Raw genomic sequence first — 16,926 nt, forward strand, 5'->3', positions numbered from 1 at the left:
CTGCAGCTGGCCATTCGTACCGGGACGACTATCCTGGGAGCCGCCGCAAACGGTCGATCCGCCGATCCCCACCGTCGATGCCGGAAAGGCACGCCTGAACGATGACGTCCCCACCGACGGCGCCGGCATCGATCCCGCCGACCGCCCCACGCGAGCGCCTGCCCGATCGCATCCGCCACTTCTTCCGCGACCTCGGCCCCGGCATCGTCACCGGCGCCGCGGACGACGACCCGTCCGGCATCTCGACGTACTCCGTCACCGGTGCGGCGTATGGCCTGAGCATGCTCTGGACGGTGCTCCTCACGTTCCCGCTCATGGCCGCCGTCCAGCTGATGTGCGCCCGCCTTGCGCTCGTCCGCGGCGAGGGCCTGGCCGGCGTGATCCGGCGCCGTTACCCGCGCGGCGTCCTGTGGGGGGCGTGCGCGCTGCTCGTGACGGCCAACGTCGTGAACATCGGCGCCGACCTCGCGGGCATGGCCGAGTCGCTCGAGATGGTCACGGGCATCCACCACGACGTCTGGCTGCCGCTCGTCGCGGGCGCCATCATCGCGGCGCTGATCTGGTGGAGCTACCACCGCCTGGCCCGCGTCTTCAAGTGGCTGACGCTGGTGTTGATCGCCTATGTGCTCACCGCACTGTTGACCCACCCCGACGTCGGCGACGTGCTGCGGGCCACGTTCGTGCCGCACATCGAGTGGACGCCGGCCTTCCTGGCGACGCTGCTCGGCATCCTGGGGACCACGATCACGCCCTACATGTTCTTCTGGCAGGCAGCCCAAGAGGTCGAGGAGGAGCGGGCACTCGGTCGCGTCACGGTGGCCTCGCGCCGCGGAGCGACGGACGCCGAGCTGGCCATCGCGCGCACGGACGTGCTCACCGGGATGGGCTGGGCGGGTGCGGCGATGTACTTCATCATCCTGACCGCCGCCACGACGCTCCACACGGCGGGCGCGACCGACATCCAAACCGCCAAGCAGGCCGCCGAAGCGCTCCGCCCGCTGGCCGGCGACGCGGCCTACCTACTGTTCACGCTCGGCATCGTCGGCACGGGCATGCTCGGCGTGCCCGTCCTGGCCGGTTCGGCGGCCTACGCGATCAGCGAGGCGATGCACTGGCGCGGCTCGCTGAACGACCGGCCGCGCGTCGGGGCCAAGTTCTACGGCGTCATCGTCGCCGCGGTCCTCCTCGGGCTGGCGCTCGATTACGTCGGCATCAGCGCGGTGCGGGCGCTGTTCTACGCGGCGGTCGTCAACGGCTTGCTCGCCCCGCCGCTCGTCGTGCTGATCACGCTGTTGTCGGGCGACCGCAGCGTCATGGGCGACCGGGTGAGTGGGCGCTGGGTGCGAGGGCTGGGGTGGGCGACGGCGGCGGTGATGGGGGCGGCGGGGGTGGGGATGGTGGTGACGTGGCTGGGGCAGTAGGAGCGGTGGAACGGGTGGGAACGAGGCAGTGCTGCGGGTTGTTGCTCCCCTGACTTGGTCGTACCATCGTTGGGTCCGACCTCTGCTCCGACAGCTCTGCCGCAGACAGACTTGGAGTGCACGATGGCCATGCCGGCCACGCTCACCTACACCCCGGACGAGTACCTTGCGATCGAGCGCGCGGCCGCGCACCGGAGCGAGTTTCTCGACGGGCGGATCGTGGCGATGTCCGGAGGCAGCCGGAACCACAGCCTGATCACCGCCCAGCTGATCCGCCTGCTCGGCAACCAACTCGACGGGCGACCGTGCGAAGTGCACGGCAGCGACATGCGGGTTAAGGTCGCCGACCAGGGACTGTACACCTATCCGGACGTCACGGCGGTCTGCGGCGAACCGCAGTTCGAGGACGCGCACGGCGACACGTTGCTCAACCCGACCGTGATCTTCGAGGTGCTCTCGCCAACCACCGAAGCCTACGACCGCGGCGAGAAGTTCGCGCGCTACCGCCGGCTGTCATCGCTCTTGGAGTTCGTGCTCGTGGCGCAGGACCTCCCGCGCATCGAACGGTTCACGCGCGACGGTGACGACTGGGTGCTGACGGCGTTCGACGGGCTGGAGGCGACGGTTGCGCTCGCGTCCGTCGGCTGCGGGGTGCGGTTGGGCGATGTGTATGCGAAGGTGGGTTGGGGAGCGGACAACTGACTCGCGGCGCGCGGTCGCTCATGCCGACGCCGCCAGGTGGCAGCGTCGGCTGAGCGCGTGGTCCATCGTTCCGCGGTCCGCGGCGGTCAGTTCGGTTGGATCAGGTTGCCTCCGCGCCATGCGTTGGTTTGGCCCGCGGTGGTGCTCCGGTTCGCACCGCCGCCGACGGTCGAGCGCACGCCGTTCGCCGTGTTCCGATCGCCGCCACCGACCGTCGATGCTTCGGCGGCGGCGGTGTTGCTCGAGCCGCCCGTGACCGACGCGTATCGTCCGGATGCGGTGTTGACGATGCCACCGCACACGGATGCGGCGCTTCCGGTGGCCGTGTTGCTCGTGCCTCCGCTTACGGATGCATAGGAGGTGCCGGCGGCCGTGTTGTATGAGCCGCCGCTCACGGACGCGAAGCTGCCGCTCGCCGTGTTGTTCTGACCACCGCTGACGGATGCGTAGTTGCCGCTGGCCGTGTTGTTCCGACCGCCGCTTGCGGACGCATAGCTGCGGGTGGCCGTGTTGCTCTGTCCGCCGCTCACGGACGCGGCATAGGCACCCGAGATATTGCCCTGCCCACCGCTCACGGACGAATAGTCACCGCTTGCCAAATTGCCGTTCCCCCCGCCCACCGTCGCGAACCGCCCGCGCGCCGTGTTGTTCTCGCCCGCCACGATGCCGCCGAACGCAGAATACGAATTCCCGCGCCCCACCACCACCATGTGCGACCCCGTCCTGGGATCCCCGCCGCCCGGCCGCGCCTCGTTGTACCCCACGATCACGTTTCCCAGTGCGTTCGGCCCACCGTCCGTCGCCCCGGTGCCGTTCACTACATGCAGGTTGGCACCGCTGATCGTCAGGTCGTTGCCAGCGCGCGACACATGCTGCAGCTTGTCCTCGAGGGCCGCCAGGCGTGCTTCGACGCCGCCGAGCGCGGCCACCTTGGCTTCGAGCGCGCTCACTTGGCCCTGCAGGGTGGCCACCTGCGCCTGGAGGATCGGCACTGTCGCCTCGGCCGCTTGGAGGCGGACATCGAGCGCGCACGCCGACGGACAAGACTCGAGGGCGATCACACGGGCATCGAGCTCGCAGATGTCGACGCAAGGGGGTGTCGACGGCAGGCAGTGACCCGCTGCGCCGGCAGCGTAGAGCGCAGTCACGTCGTCGTCCGAGAGGGCGACGTTGTACAGCTCGACTTCGTCGAGCAGGCCCGTGAACGGCTGGGCAAAGCCGCCGCCGAACATGAGGGGAGCGGTGTTGTTCAAGTCATACGGCGGCAGAAGGCTCGTCAGGGGGTCGAGGGCGTCGTTGACGCTGTTCACGCTGACCAGGTTGCCATCGATGTAGAACTTCACGCCCGCGTCGGGGGCGGTGCGGCGCACGGCGATGGCGACATGCTGCCAGGCACCTTTGACGACCACCGGGCTGACCGGTTTGAAGTAATTGTGGCCGCCGCCGGTGCGGACAATTTGCAGCTCGTATCGATCGTGGCGCACGACCACCGAGAACCAGCCGTCACCGGCATTGCCCGCGGGACCGGCGGTCCAGCCTCGCTTTTGCAGTAGCCCGACGAGCGCGAAGTTCGTCTCGGTTCCGGTCGGTATCTTGATCCAGAAGTCGATGCTGAAGTCGCCTGTCCCGAACCGCAGCTCCGGCGCATCGGCCACGGTCAGCGCGGTGAAGTCACCGGCGGAGGAGCCGCCGAACTCGAGCGCGCCGCGCACGTTGCCCGGTTCGACGCTTCCGCTCGGGTGCCAGACCTCGCCCGTGCCCAGCGTGAGGTCGTGCTGGCCGCCGGCGATGTCGCTCGCTACAGTGCCACCGGCTTCGTCGAACGGCCACCAGGCCACCAGGCCGTCGGGTGTCGGGGCGCAGGTCGGCAGAGTTGCCGTGGCAGCCGGCGCCGCCGTGGCGGGAGCCGCTTGCACGGAAACGGCGGCCACGGCGACGGCGGTGACAATCGCGGCGAACACGAGCCGCGGGCGGGCGGACAGGCTGCGCATGGCATTCCTCCTGCACGGTCGATGGTGAGGCCGACGGTCGGGTGTGCGGACGCGTGGGGGAACGCCGTTCAAGCGATGTCGGCACGAAGCCGTTGTCGGCCAATGAGTATCCGTATGCCGTTGGCGGGTCAAATGTTCCGTGGGACACCCACGGCTCGACAATCCACCCGCCTGAGCTGCTGGCCGCCGGATTCGGATCGTGAACATGGCGGCCTCCACCTACGGATAGCCGATGGGAACACCGCGGGATGATCGGCCGTCAACAGTCCATTCGGTGGCGACGACGCCACATCGCTACCCGCTCAGGGCTATGATCCACGCCAGGAACCCCACGATCAGCGCGACGACGGCTGCACCCCCCCAAGCCGTCACCCGGTCGCCGGCTCGCACGCCCATGAGCGCCATCGCCCCGCCTGCGATCAAGAGCACGACCATCACCAGCCCGCCGGGCCCGGCGATGAACAGGTAGGCGCAGAGCGGCAGGCCAAGGCCGACACCGACGGCGGCGAGCCGCACGTTCATGCGCCATACGCCGGCGGCGAGTAGCGAGACGGCCACGATCGTTACCGGCCAAAGCCCAAAGCGGATGAACTCATTGAACACGGTCCGGTGCCCCTAGTACTCCACCACTGTGGATTCTAGGGGTTCCCTACTCTGGTGGCCGCCACGAGCATGTTCAGTGGTGGAGTACTAGTTGAAGCGAACTCACCACGAAGGCATGGTCGCTACCGGCGACCTTTGCCCGCTCGTATTCATAGGTCATGTGCGTGACGGAGAATTCCGGCGAAGCGAGGATGTAGTCGAAGCGGTCCGGAGTCGGGTTCTTGGAAGACCCCCTTGTGTACGAAATCGCGGATGGACCCTCGGGTCGCTCGACGCGTAAGGTGGCGACCAGTTCCGGGCGGTCTTGCAGATACTCGAACCACATGTCGCGCAGGTCGTGGTCGGGTTGTGCCCAGAACCTGTTCTCATCCAACCAGTCGTCCTCCTTGATCGCCTGGAACGGCTCGCCTGGAAAGTCCAGCGTGCGCGTCCAGCGCGCGCCGTGGTTGGCGTCGGCGCCGATCACTAGCGGATCTTGTCGCCCACGCACCCAGTGGTTGACGCTCCTGTACGCGGCCGCCTTGGCGGCCCGATTCTCAGCCTTGGCCGCGTTCGGGGCGTGCCAGCTGGCGGCGGTGAAAGCGACATCGTCGAACTTGATGCGGGCGACGACACCCCAGTTCGGGTTGGGTAGCTCTGCCAACAGACAATGTTGTTCGATGACGGCACCGTTCCGCGCCAGCAGCGCCGACCCGAACCCCCAGTCTGGTGCGACGTCGGCAGAATACGCCACGTGCTCGGCGATTCCGGACTGCAGGACCAATCCAACCATCGATGCGGTCACCTCCTGCAATGCGATGACATCCCACGGTTGCTGGTAAAGGAACGCCAGCTTGGACTCGGCCCAAGCTGGACTTCGCTTGAACCAGTTCAGATTCCAAGTGGCAAATCCAACGGTTGTCATCCGTCGGCTCCCCTGTTCGTTGCCGGACCTCCGAGCTCGCTCACAGGCCTACCGGCCCAGCCTGCCAATGGCATGCGGCGCCCACAACCCCCGCCGCCCCCCGCAACGCCCCCCACTCCCCCTCGTCCAACCCCCCGAACGCGTCCGGCCCGATCACATCGTATCCCCCCTGCCGCAACCACACCGGCAGCCCGAGGAACGCATCCGCGACGCCCACGCCCAAGTTCAACGACTCGGCCCACTTGCCCCCGACGCGCACGCCGATCGGACACCGCCGCTCGCCCTCGCCGATCAGGCAGCGGAAGATCACGTCCGCGCAGTCCGTCACCGCCCACCACGTGCTCGGTTGCGTCTGTCGCACCTGCCAAGCCGCCGTCCGCGTCAGCTCGGCGCACCGCGCCAGGATCGCCGGGTCGCGCACGACCGCATCGACTTCGCGCACCGGCTGGCCCGCGACGGTCGTGCAGCTGAACACCGGCACCTGCGCGTCGCCGTGCTCGCCGAGGACCCAGGCGTCGACGGCGGCGGGGGCGACGCCGAGCGCTTCGCCCAGGTAGTAGGCGAGCCGCGCCGCCTCGAGCAGCGTGCCCGTGCTGATGACCCGCGCAGCGTCGATGCCGCTGGCCTGCCAGGCGTGCCAGGCGATGACGTCGACCGGGTTCGTGATGACGATGACGAACGGCTCGTGGCTGAACCGGGCGGCGCCGAAGATCGTCCGCGTGAGCGCGGCGTTCGCGTCGGCGACGACGTGGCGGCTGACGCCGACTGGGTTGCTGGCGCCGGCGGCATGGAAGACGACGCGCGCGGCGCGGAACGCAGCGGCGTCGTTCCAGCGCAGGCGGTGGGCGGGGTGGAAGTTGGCGGTGTGCGCCAGGTCGAGGAACGCGCCGCGGTGGGCTTCGCTCGGGACGACGACGTTGATGTCCAGCCGCCGGGTCGTGTTCGCCAGCAGCCGGCCGACGACCGCCGCGCCGACCCGGCCGAGGCCGAGGACGCTGACCGGCAGCCGACCGTCCGGCGCGAGCGCGTCGTCAGGCCAGGCCAAAGTGCGCCGTCGCCTGCTCGGCGATGTGCCGCCCGATGCTGATCGACGCCGTCGCGGCCGGCGACGGGGCGTTGAGGACGTGGATCATCCGCTCGCCCTCGACGATCCGGAAGTCGTCGACGAGCGCCCCGGAGGGATCGAGCGCCTGCGCCCGGACGCCGGCGCCGGCCGGCGCGAGGTCGGCAGTGCGGACGGCCGGCACGATCGCGCGCAGCGCACGGGCGAGCGCGGGGCGCGACCACGAGCGGACGATCTCGCCCAGCCCGAGCCGCCAGTAACGCGCCGACAGTCGCCAGACGGCTGGGCTGCCGGCGATGGCCGCCGCGTCGCGCACATCGAACGCGCCGCGCGCGTAGCCATGCCGCGCCAGCGCCAGGATCGCGTTCGGCCCGACGTGGACGGTGCCGTCGATGCCGCGGGTGAAGTGCACCCCCAGGAACGGGAAGCGCGGATCGGGCACGGGGTAGATGAGGTGGCGCACGAGGTCGGCGCTCGGTCCGACGAGGCGGTGGTACTCGCCGCGGAACGGGACGATCTGCACGCCGGGCGCGATGCCGCACAGCGTGGCGACGCGATCGGCGTGCAGGCCGGCGCACGCGACGACGTGGCGGGCGCGCACCGGCCCGCCCGTCGTGTCGAGCGTGAAGCCATCCGTCTCGCGCCGCACGGCGGTGAGGCGGCTGTCGAGCCGCACCTCGCCGCCGCGCTCGGCGACGATCCGGGCGAACGCCTCAGTGACGAGGCGGTAGTCGACGATGCCGGTCTCGGGGACCCAGAGCGCCGCCAGCCCGACGGCTTGCGGTTCGACGTCGGCGATCTCGCGCGGGCCGAGGCGCACGATGTCGACGAGGCCGTTCGCCCGCCCGCGCACCTCGAGGTCCTCCAGTCGCGGCAGCTCGTTCGGGCGGACGGCGACGACGAGCTTGCCGCAGCGCGCGTGCGGGATGCCGTGGGCGGCGCAGAAGGCGAACATCGCCTCGCGGCCGTCGGTGCAGAGCGTCGCCTTGAGCGAGCCCGGCGCGTAGTACAGCCCGGAGTGGATCACGCCGCTGTTGTGGCCTGTCTGGTGGGCGGCGACGCGGTCCTCGGCCTCGACGACGACGACGCGGAGCGGCGCGTGGCCGCGACCGTCGGCATCGCGGCCGTCGGCGGCGGCACGCTCGGTGAGCGCCATCGCCGTCGCAAGGCCGACGATGCCGGCGCCGACGAGGGCGATGTCGTAGGGTGCGGGGTCATCGGGCATTGGCGACGAACCTTGGCTGGGTCGGCGGCCCGCTCGGGTCACGGGGTGACGGTAGGCAGGTCACCTGCGGGTAATTGAGCGGAGGCCAACACCTTCAGCACCAACTCCAGATCGCCTTCCAGCATCGCCACGACGTCCAGGCGCAGGCCCGGGAATACCGCGCTATCGATGATCCCGTCGTCGTCCATCTCGCGCAAGACGTACGCACCATCATCAAGCACGAACCAGTGGATCTCGCCGGCATCGAGATCCCAGACGATGTACTCACACACGCCCGCCGCTTGATAGACGGGCTTCTTCAAGTTCAAGTCGCGCGAAACACTCGAATAGGCCACCTCAACCACAAGTTCAGGGGCTCCGGACACGAACTCGTCCTTGTCGACGTGAGACTGCCCGCCGGCTTCGGGCTTCAGGCGAAGAAACACATCGGGTTGGACTTCGGTATCGTGGGAAAGTCGAACTGTGCCGCTGTCGCTGATGCTGGTGTTCGGATGGTGTGCCGCATAGGTGCCAAGCCAAATGATCACACAGCTGGTCGCAGTACCATGAAGGTCGCGGATCGGCGATGACAAGTAGACCACCCCCTCGACCAGCTCCGCCTTCTTCAGATCAGGCCGCAGCCAATACCGCTTCTCGAACTCAGCCCGCGTCATGCTGTCGCCGCTCTCGAGCATCGGCGGCACCTCGGGGCGCGGACGGAGCACTCGCGACGCGTTGGGTTGGCGGGTGCGGCGTTCGGTCTGGATCACGGAGGGTCTCCTAGGCGTGGGTGACCGCATCGGGACAGGGCGCAGCATAGCCGAGCGGCGGGCGCCGGGCAAGCCGATCCGAACACACGTTCGGCATTGACGTCCGAGCGCATCCCGACGCGCCTGGTCCGGACAACCTGTGGATAACGCATCCAACCACCGTCCCCGCCCCACACTGTCGACCCGCCGCCGACAGCGTGGCCCCGAACGCCCGTTCGATGATATCCTCACCCCATGCCGTCGTTCACCCACCTCCACGTCCACTCGGACTACAGCCTCCTCGACGGCCTCGCCCGCATCCCGGACCTGGTCAAGACGGCCGCGGAGCGGAACTTCGACGCCTTGGCGCTGACGGACCACGGCGTGATGTTCGGCGCGGTGCAGTTCGTGCAGTACGCCAAGAAGGCCGGCATCAAGCCGATCATCGGCTGCGAGCTCTACGTCGCCAACCGAACGCGGTCGGATCGCGACAGCCAGATCGACCGCAAGCCCTACCACCTGACGGCGCTGGCCGAGAACGAGGTCGGCTACCGCAACCTCCTCTCCCTCGTCAGCCGCGCCCAGCTCGAGGGCTTCTACTACAAGCCCCGCGTCGACCGCGAGCTCCTCACCGCGCACGCCGAGGGCGTTATCGTCTTCTCGGGCTGCCCGGCCGCCGAGGTGGCGCGCTGGCTCATGGAGGGCCAGTACGACAAGGCGCGCGAGGCGGCCGCCTGGTACGCCGATACGTTCCCCGGCCGCTACTACATCGAGCTCCAGGTCCACGACATCCACTTCATCCCGCAGCTGAACAAAGACCTGCTGCGCCTCGCGGACGACCTCGGCCTGCCGACGGTGGCGACGAACGACGTCCACTACTGCCGCGAGACGGACGTCCGGGCGCACGAGGTCCTGCTGTGCGTCCAGACGCAGACGACGATGAACGACCCGAAGCGCATGAAGATCGGCGACACGTTCTACCTGCGCACGGCCGAGGAGATGGCCCACCTCTTCCGCGAGATGCCGCAGGCCCTGACGACAACCGCCGAGATCGCCGAGCGCTGCAACGTCACGCTCGACTTCGACGGCTACAAGCTGCCGCAGTTCGACGTCCCCGCCGGCCACACCCCCGCCACGTACCTGCGCGCGCTATGCGACGAGGGCGTCGCGGCGCGCTACCCGGCGGTGACGGACGAGGTCAGGCAGCGGCTGGACTACGAGCTCTCCGTCATCGGCCAGATGGGCTTCGACAGCTACTTCCTCATTGTCTGGGACCTCTGCCGCTTCGCCGCCGACGAGGGCGTCTGGTGGAACGTCCGCGGCTCGGGCGCCGGCAGCATCGTCAGCTACGCCCTGCGGATCACGAACCTCGACCCGCTCCACCACCAGCTGTTCTTCGAGCGCTTCCTGAACCCGTCCCGCATCAGCATGCCGGACATCGACCTGGACTTCCCCGACGACCAGCGGGACCTGCTCATCCAGTACACCTTCCGCAAGTACGGCCACGACCGCGTCGCCCAGATCATCACGTTCGGGACGATGGGCGCCCGCGCCGCCATCCGCGACGCCGGCCGCGCCCTCGACTACCCGCTGGCCGACGTCGACCGCGTCGCCCGCCTCGTGCCGGCGATCCCGGGCAAGGCGTGCGGGATCGCGGACGCGATGCGGCCCGGGACGGGCGAGGAGCCGAACGAGTTCTACACCGCCGACCTCGTCCAGATCTACAAAGCCGAGCCGGACGTCAAGATCCTGCTCGACACCGCCCAGACGCTGGAGGGCGTCGCCCGCCACGCCTCCACCCACGCCGCGGGCGTCGTGATCTGCGACCGGCCGCTCGTCGAGGTCCTCCCGCTCCACCGGCCGACGCGCGGCAGCGACGACGCAGCGGCGGTGGCGGACCTGCTGGCCGTCACGCAGTACAACATGAAGGACGTCGAGACGCTCGGCCTCCTGAAGGTGGACTTCCTCGGCCTCTCGACGCTGACCGTCTTGCGCCGCGCCGCCGAGCTCGTCGAGCGCTACCACGGCACGCGCTACACGCTGGACAACATCCCGCTGGACGACCCCGCGATCTACGCGCTCCTCTCGGCCGGCAACGTCACCGGCGTGTTCCAGGTGGAAGGCGCCGGCATGCGCAAGATGCTGCGCGAGATGCGCCCGAACCGCTTCGAGCACGTCGTCGCCGCCATCGCCCTCTACCGCCCGGGGCCGATGGAGTACATCCCGACGTACATCAAGCGCCTGCACGGCGAGGAGCCGGTGCGCTTCCGCCACCCCGCGCTCGAGCCGATCCTGTCCGAGACGTACGGGATCATCGTCTACCAGGAGCAGATCATCCAGATCGCGCGCGACCTGGCGGGCTACGACGCCGGCGAGGCCGACACGATCCGCAAGGCCGTCGGCAAGAAGATCAAGGCCGAGCTCGTCAAACACCGCACGACGTTCGTCGAGGGCGCGGCGGCGAACGGGATCGCCCGGCCGATCGCCGAAGGGATCTTCGACGACATCGAGACGTTCGCCCGCTACGGCTTCAACAAAGCGCACGCCGCCGACTACGCCGTCATCGTCTGCCAGACCGCCTTCCTCAAGGCGCACCATCCGGTGGAATACGCCACGGCGCTGCTGTCCGTCGATCGCGACGACACCGCCAAGATCGCCGTCGTGGCGGCCGACAGCCGCCGTCAGGGGATCGCGCTCCTGCCCCCCAGCGTCGACGCGAGCGACCTCGACTTCGTCATCGAAGGGTTCGATGTCGAAGCGACGGACGACGAGTCGGGTACCCGCCGCAGCATCCGCTTCGGCCTGGCCGCCATCAAGAACGTCGGCGAGGGCCAGTCGCGGGCGATCATGGCGGCGCGCGCGGATGGGCCGTTCGACGACCTCGACGACCTCTGTCGGCGCGTCGACCTGCGCCAAGTCGGCAAGCGGTCCCTCGAATCGCTCATCAAGGTGGGCGCGTTCGACCGCTACGGCACCCGCACAGCGCTGCTCGCCACGCTCGACCGGATGATGTCGACGAGCACGGCCCACCACCAGGCCAAGGACGTCGGCCAGCTCTCCCTCTTCGGCGGCATGATCGACGCATCGCAGCCGGCCATGGTCACGCCGCTCCCGGACCTGCCGCGCGACGTGAAGACCGAACTCGCGTGGGAGAAGGAGCTGATCGGCCTCTACCTGTCCGACCACCCGCTCCACCGCCACGCCGCCGCGCTCGTCGAGACGATCACCGTCCTGTCCGGCGACATCGACGAGACGAAGGCCGGCCTGCCGGTGACGATGGCCGGCCTCGTGACGAGCGTCCGAACGCTCGTCACGAAGAAGGGCGCCACGATGGCGTTCATCAAGATCGAGGATCTGCAGGGCGACGTCGAGCTGACACTCTTCCCGCGCACGTACGAGGCCACGCGCGACCTCTGGAAGGCGGACCGCGTCGTCCTCGTCCAGGGCAAGGTCGAGTACCGCGGCGACCGGCCGCAGATCCTCGTCGACACCGCATGGTCGTACGATCCCGACGGGACGGGCGATGGAGACGGCGCGGGCACCACGGTCGATGCAATGCCCGCCGCCGCCGTCTGGCGCGTACCCGCGGCGGCGGCTGTCCCCGCGCCGCTGGTGAACGGGACGATCGACATGGCGTGGACGGCGCCGGTGATCGCAGAGGCCGAGGGGGCGTCGCTCGTGCCAGCGCAGGCCCTCACCCCCCGACCCCCTCCCCCAAGTCTGGGGGAGGGGGAGGATCAGGGATCGGTGGAAGGGACACACCTTGATTCGCAGGTGGTGATTCGCAGGTGGCTACTGTGGCCGTAACCGAAGTCGCGACGCTTGAGCTGGCCTCCCCCCGCCGAGCATCCTCCCCCTCCCCCAGACTTGGGGGAGGGGGTCGGGGGGTGAGGGCCTGCCGAACGACAGCCCAAGCCCCCCCGCGCCAACGACATCCGCCCCCACCCGTCCCGACGGCCCGACCTACCATGTCGAAGTCCGCATCCCCCCCGGCCCCGACCAGGAGACCACGATCGGCCTGCTCAGCGAGGTCTTCAACCTCCTCATCGGCTTCAGCGGCCCGGATCGCTTCTCGGTGATCCTGCCCAACGGCCAAGACCTGGTGGAGCTCGAGTTCCCGAACAACACCACCCGCTACTGCGTCGACCTGTTGCGCAAGCTCTCGACGATGGTCGGCGACGAACGGCGGATCAAGGTGGCGGCACGGTGATGCGCTCTTCCGGGCACTCGATCCACGCGACGTGATCGAGCGCTTGCGGCAGCTGCCGCGTGGCCTGATCGCCGTGCTGGCGCTGTCGCTGACACTGAACAGCATCGGCGCCGGCTGGGGGCTTCCGAACGACCGCTCGTGGTCGAACGACGATCCGACGCCGAAGGTGCCGCTGCGGATCGGGCAGATCTGGTGCTGCGGCGACAACAAGTACCCCTACCTCCAGCCGCTGATCACCCGCGCCGTGTACGCTCCGTCCGTGGCTTGGTGGCGGCACAACGGCGACATCGTCGAGCCGTGCGACGACCTCGGCGACGCGGACTGCTTCCGCCGGCCGTACGACCAGCTCGGCTGGCTGATGCGCCTGTCGCGCCTGCTCGCGGCTGCCATGGGTGCCGGCGTCGTGGCGGCCGTCTACGCGATGACGCGCCGCTTGTACGCCGACCGCCGCGCCGCGTTCTTCGCCGCCCTCGCCGCCGCCGTCGTCCACGAGCTCGTCCTGTTCAGCCACTGGGGCAACGTCGACGTCCCGTATCTCTTCTGGTTCGCATGGTCCATCGTGGCGTTCATCGACGTCGTCGATCGCGGCCGGGTGCGGGACTACGCCGCGTTCGGCCTGCTGTCGTCGGCGGCGCTGTCGACGAAGGAGAGCATCGTCGGCGCGTATGTCCTCGTCGGTGTGGCGATCCTCGTCGTCCACGCACGGCGGGCGTTGGCGGCCCGGCCGCCCGGCCAAGCCGCGACCTACGCACTGGAGCGCTCTCTCACCGCCGATCCGCGGCTGACCGTTCTCCTCCTGTGCCTGTTCGGCCTGTACGGGATCGTGAACAATGTCGTCTTCAACTGGGCCGGCTTCCAGGCCCACGTCGGCCATTGGATCGGCGGCACCGGCATCGACCCGTGGAACGACCGCTTCACCGGCCACGCCGCGCTCCTGGCGACGTTCGCCGCCCGGTTGCGCGACGCCGCCGGCTGGCCGTGGCTCGCCGCGGCGGGCGTCGGCGCGGCGTGGGCGACGTGGCGGGACCGGCGGACGGCGTGGGTGCTGTTGCCGGCGGTGTCGTACTACCTCTTCACGATCGCACCGATCCGGTACACGTACACGCGCTTCACGCTGCCGGTGGCGATCCTGTTGGCGGTGCCGGTGGGGTGGCTGGCGGCGCGGGTGTTCGCGGACCGCCGTGTCTGGGTCCGTGACGCCGTCGACGGCGGTGGCGGTGGAAGTGGCCGGGACATCGTCGATACCGACCCGCCTGGTCGCCGGTCCGGCATCGCAGCCAACGTCGCGCGTTCCGTCCTGGCCCTCACCTTCCTCCACGCCCTCCTCTACAGCATCCACGCCGACGTCATGCTCCTCACCGACGGCCGCTTCGCCGCCGAACGCTGGCTGGTGGCCGAGGTGCCGCGCGAAGCCCGCGTCGTCGTGATCGGCTCATCGAGCTACCTGCCGCGCCTGGACTGGTTGGGCTACGAACCCGAACGTCTGGACGATGACGACGCCTCGCTGGCCGCCGTGCAGGCCGAGGACGCCGACGTCGTCGTCACGACGCGCCGCGCCCGCGCGCCCGGCATCGGCGCCGACCCGACGCTCGTCGACCAGCTCGTGGCGGCCGGCTACGCCGTTCGTTACGATGCGGCGAGTCCTGCGCCGCTCGCGCCGCTGCTCGGCACGGCGTACATCGAATCGCGCGTGAACCCGCGGACCGTCATCTTGGTGCGCGGGGACGTCGCGGTGCCGGCGTCGTCGCCGTGAGCGCGTCCGAACCGCGACCGCCGCGTGCCGCTGCGATCATCGTCCCAGGCCTCGGCGGCGTCGGACGGGCGCTCGTGCGCCAGATCGTCGCGGCCCGCCCGGCGCATGCGCGTCGCTTCGGCTTGGCGCTCGACATCGTGGCGCTGGCCGACAGCGGCGCGACGATCATCGCATCCCCGTTGGCGGGGGCACGGCATGCCGTGCCCCTACACGACGATCTGTTGCTGGCGCTCGTCGACGCGAAGGCGGCAGGGCGCGGCCTGGTCGACGCGGCCAACGACCGAGCCACGGCCATCCATTCCCCGTCGGTAGGGGCACGGCATGCCGTGCCCTCTTCGAGCACCGATGGCGATCCGGCCGCCTGGCGCCACATCCCCACCCCCCACGCCATCGTCGTCGACTGCACCGCCACCGACGTCACCACCCCCCACCTCCGCGCCGCCCTCGAACGCGGCTGGGACATCGTCCTGGCGAACAAGCTGCCGCTCGCCGGAACATGCGACGACTTCACCTTCCTCACCGGCAACGGCGTCGACGCAGGCGAGGACGTCGTGCCGGGACGGCGCGGGCGGGCGCGGTGGGAGGCCACCGTCGGCGCCGGCGTGCCGCTGATCGCCACGCTGTCGCGCCTCGTCGCGGCGGACGACGCGGTGGCGCGGATCGAGGGCACGTTCAGCGGGACGTTGAACTACGTGGCGAGCGAGCTGCGCGCCGGCCGGCCGCTGTCGGGAATCGTCCGCGAGGCGATGGCGCGCGGCTTCACCGAGCCGGATCCGCGCACGGACCTCGGCGGGCACGACATGGCGCGCAAGGCGCTGATCCTGGCGCGGATGCTCGGCTGGGAGATCGGCTTGGACGATGTCGACGTCCGCGGCCTGTACCCGCCCGAGTGGGATGACCCGGCGCACCCGGATCACGTCGCCGACGTCGAGATGTTCCTGCGCCGCGTGCCCACGCTGGATGCGCCGACGGCGGAACGTGTCGCGGCGGCCCAAGCCTCCGGCGGCGTGTACCGGTTGATCGCGACGATCGCCGACGGCCGCGCCGCCGTTGCGCCGGCCGTCGTGCCCGCCGACAGCCCGCTCGGCCGCCTCACCGGAACGGACAACCTCGTCGCGTTCCACAGCCGGTGGTATGACCCGTCGCCGCTCGTGCTGCAGGGGCGCGGGGCGGGGGTGGAGGCGACGGCGTCGGGGGTGCTGGCGGACGTCGTCGATCTGGCGATGCGACGGGGTGGAACGACCGCACCTGTCGCGAAAGCATGAACCTGCTCGATCGTATCAACCAAGGAGGACACCTTGGCCACCGGTTTCGACGAGATGCGAGTGCTGCTCCTGGCGAAGCCGGGCGCGGCCGAGGACTTCCCGTTCGGCCCCGAGACGCACGTCTTCAAGGTGGCCGGCAAGGTCTTCGCGATCATGGGCGCGGACGACGACCGCCCGGCGAACGTCAGCCTCAAGTGCGATCCGGATCTGGCGCCGCTCCTGCGCGAGCAGTATGACGCGGTGGTGCCGGGGTATCACCTGAACAAGGCGCACTGGAACACCGTTGTGCTCGACGGGAGCGTACCGGACGAGGAACTTCGTGACTGGGTTGCGATGTCCTATGACCTGGTGGTCGCGGGGTTGTCGAGAGCAGTGCGGGCGGGGTTGGCGGAACCGCCGAGCGGATAGGTCGTTGGCCAGGAGGTGCGGGATGCCCAGCACGGATGTGCATCGATGGCGCGTCCCGCCTCTGCGGCGCAGGAACAGCATGTGCCGCGTGCGCTGAACGTGTGGAAGCCGGCGAACGATCCGATGATCCTCTCGGCTGCCGACAGCGGCGTCGGCGCGTTCGGCCCGTTCGTGGCCGCGGGACGCGTGTACGCCACGCTGTCGGCCGGTCTGATCGACCTCGATGCCGAGCGCCTGAGCGACCGCGCCCGCCGCCTGTTTCGCGACCCGGAGTGCGGGCACGGCACCGTCGTGAAGGACGGGGTCAGCGGCTGTCGCGGCGCCGGCGCCGCCGTGGACGGGGATCGCGCCTTCGTCGCGCGGTCGTGGGAGGGCGTGCAGGTGTTCGACCTGTCGATGGCCGGACGTTGCCGGCCCAGCGGCGCTACCTGCCGTGCGTCGTCGCGAGCCGCTGAGCCATCGGCGTCCGGCGCATCCAGACGATGCGCGCGGTCCGCATGTCAGAGGCTGTGGGATCGTCGACGGTTCGCATCGGCGGGGCGTCCGGCGAGCCCGTCGCTGGCGGCCCTTGCGCCCCGCCCCTCCGTTCGACATACTGGCCTTGCGCCGGCCCCGTCCCAATCCGCGACGTCCTGACCGGCCGGGAGGTTACC

General features: G+C 69.8%; 13 protein-coding genes. 7 read left to right on the forward strand and 6 right to left on the reverse strand.

The window, feature by feature from the left end; translation table 11 throughout:
• Positions 1–101 precede the first annotated feature (101 nt).
• Both IPG72_14630 and IPG72_14635 read left to right on the forward strand, forming a co-directional pair.
• The gene (locus IPG72_14630; GenBank protein ID MBK6770215.1) at positions 102–1,421 is read left to right on the forward strand and encodes an Nramp family divalent metal transporter; all 1,320 of its coding nucleotides are present in this window, start codon (positions 102–104) and stop codon (positions 1,419–1,421) included.
• 129 nt (positions 1,422–1,550) lie between these two features.
• On the forward strand, positions 1,551–2,123 hold the full coding sequence (locus IPG72_14635; protein MBK6770216.1) for a Uma2 family endonuclease: 573 nt from the start codon (positions 1,551–1,553) through the stop codon (positions 2,121–2,123).
• An 86-nt stretch (positions 2,124–2,209) separates the two neighbouring features.
• Here the strand turns inward: IPG72_14635 and IPG72_14640 are convergent, their stop codons facing one another.
• The 6 genes from IPG72_14640 to IPG72_14665 form a co-directional block, all read right to left on the reverse strand.
• On the reverse strand, positions 2,210–4,114 hold the full coding sequence (locus tag IPG72_14640; GenBank protein MBK6770217.1) for a hypothetical protein: 1,905 nt from the start codon (positions 4,112–4,114) through the stop codon (positions 2,210–2,212).
• 294 nt (positions 4,115–4,408) lie between these two features.
• Positions 4,409–4,717, reverse strand: a complete 309-nt coding sequence (locus IPG72_14645) for a hypothetical protein (protein ID MBK6770218.1) — start codon at positions 4,715–4,717, stop codon at positions 4,409–4,411.
• A gap of 73 nt (positions 4,718–4,790) precedes the next feature.
• Positions 4,791–5,621, reverse strand: a complete 831-nt coding sequence (locus IPG72_14650) for an endonuclease/exonuclease/phosphatase family protein (protein MBK6770219.1) — start codon at positions 5,619–5,621, stop codon at positions 4,791–4,793.
• Between the two features lie 40 nt (positions 5,622–5,661).
• Positions 5,662–6,666 carry a hypothetical protein gene (locus tag IPG72_14655; protein MBK6770220.1) on the reverse strand — a complete coding sequence of 335 codons (1,005 nt, stop codon included), beginning with the start codon at positions 6,664–6,666 and terminating at the stop codon, positions 5,662–5,664.
• Entirely contained in the window at positions 6,653–7,909 is a 1,257-nt protein-coding gene (gene lhgO, locus IPG72_14660; GenBank protein ID MBK6770221.1) for an L-2-hydroxyglutarate oxidase, read from the reverse strand. The genes IPG72_14655 and lhgO overlap by 14 nt, the downstream gene beginning before the upstream one ends.
• A gap of 38 nt (positions 7,910–7,947) precedes the next feature.
• Positions 7,948–8,688, reverse strand: a complete 741-nt coding sequence (locus IPG72_14665; GenBank protein MBK6770222.1) for a Uma2 family endonuclease — start codon at positions 8,686–8,688, stop codon at positions 7,948–7,950.
• A gap of 204 nt (positions 8,689–8,892) precedes the next feature.
• Between IPG72_14665 and IPG72_14670 the strand changes: the two genes are divergently transcribed.
• The 5 genes from IPG72_14670 (at position 8,893) to IPG72_14690 (ending at position 16,909) form a co-directional block, all read left to right on the forward strand.
• A complete protein-coding gene (locus IPG72_14670) occupies positions 8,893–12,444 on the forward strand; it encodes a DNA polymerase III subunit alpha (protein MBK6770223.1) in 3,552 nt (1,183 codons plus the stop codon).
• Positions 12,445–12,878: 434 nt separating this feature from the next.
• A complete protein-coding gene (locus IPG72_14675) occupies positions 12,879–14,600 on the forward strand; it encodes a glycosyltransferase family 39 protein (protein ID MBK6770224.1) in 1,722 nt (573 codons plus the stop codon).
• Complete coding sequence (locus tag IPG72_14680) at positions 14,597–15,865, forward strand: homoserine dehydrogenase (GenBank protein ID MBK6770225.1); 1,269 nt, start codon at positions 14,597–14,599, stop codon at positions 15,863–15,865. The genes IPG72_14675 and IPG72_14680 overlap by 4 nt, the downstream gene beginning before the upstream one ends.
• Positions 15,866–15,919: 54 nt before the next feature.
• Positions 15,920–16,273 (forward strand): MmcQ/YjbR family DNA-binding protein, encoded by a 354-nt coding sequence (locus IPG72_14685; GenBank protein ID MBK6770226.1) that lies wholly within the window; start codon positions 15,920–15,922, stop codon positions 16,271–16,273.
• 45 nt (positions 16,274–16,318) lie between these two features.
• Positions 16,319–16,909, forward strand: a complete 591-nt coding sequence (locus IPG72_14690) for a hypothetical protein (GenBank protein MBK6770227.1) — start codon at positions 16,319–16,321, stop codon at positions 16,907–16,909.
• Positions 16,910–16,926 lie beyond the last annotated feature (17 nt).

The organism is Candidatus Avedoeria danica (assembly GCA_016703025.1).
GTDB classification, from domain to species: domain Bacteria; phylum Chloroflexota; class Anaerolineae; order Epilineales; family Epilineaceae; genus Avedoeria; species Avedoeria danica.

What these genes read in the sequence shown, in the direction of transcription:
- IPG72_14630 (MBK6770215.1), top strand. Translation starts at nt 102, where the DNA reads ATGACGTCCCCACCGACGGCGCCGGCATCGATCCCGCCGACCGCCCCA.
- IPG72_14635 (MBK6770216.1), top strand. Translation starts at nt 1,551, where the DNA reads ATGCCGGCCACGCTCACCTACACCCCGGACGAGTACCTTGCGATCGAG.
- IPG72_14640 (MBK6770217.1), bottom strand. Translation starts at nt 4,114, where the DNA reads ATGCGCAGCCTGTCCGCCCGCCCGCGGCTCGTGTTCGCCGCGATTGTC.
- IPG72_14650 (MBK6770219.1), bottom strand. Translation starts at nt 5,621, where the DNA reads ATGACAACCGTTGGATTTGCCACTTGGAATCTGAACTGGTTCAAGCGA.
- lhgO (MBK6770221.1), bottom strand. Translation starts at nt 7,909, where the DNA reads ATGCCCGATGACCCCGCACCCTACGACATCGCCCTCGTCGGCGCCGGC.
- IPG72_14665 (MBK6770222.1), bottom strand. Translation starts at nt 8,688, where the DNA reads ATGCGGTCACCCACGCCTAGGAGACCCTCCGTGATCCAGACCGAACGC.
- IPG72_14670 (MBK6770223.1), top strand. Translation starts at nt 8,893, where the DNA reads ATGCCGTCGTTCACCCACCTCCACGTCCACTCGGACTACAGCCTCCTC.
- IPG72_14685 (MBK6770226.1), top strand. Translation starts at nt 15,920, where the DNA reads ATGCGAGTGCTGCTCCTGGCGAAGCCGGGCGCGGCCGAGGACTTCCCG.
- IPG72_14690 (MBK6770227.1), top strand. Translation starts at nt 16,319, where the DNA reads ATGGCGCGTCCCGCCTCTGCGGCGCAGGAACAGCATGTGCCGCGTGCG.